This is a genomic window from Thalassospira sp. UBA4513 (assembly GCF_002388495.1).
GTDB lineage: Bacteria > Pseudomonadota > Alphaproteobacteria > Rhodospirillales > Thalassospiraceae > Thalassospira > Thalassospira tepidiphila.
Map to the genome: position 1 here is coordinate 1 of NZ_DGMR01000023.1, position 203 is coordinate 203.

Below are 203 nucleotides of genomic sequence, written 5' to 3' on the forward strand. Positions count from 1 at the left end.
TTGCCCGAGGGCAGCTTTCCGGCCTGGTTTGATATGGCCTTGATGGCACGACTGGCGGCCGAGTTTTGTCTGCCGCTGACCGAAAGCAGCACGCGCGCAGAGTACCTTTTCAAGCGGGCCGAGGATCAGTTGCGTGAAGCCAGGCTTGCCGATGCGCAGCAATCGACCCCGCATGCGATTGATGATTTTTCCCTGATTTCTGC

At 58.6% G+C, this 203-nt stretch carries 1 pseudogene; it reads left to right on the plus strand.

Annotated elements, in window-relative coordinates:
* Positions 1–203, plus strand: a pseudogene (locus tag B2T33_RS09040) (hypothetical protein); the annotation flags it as partial.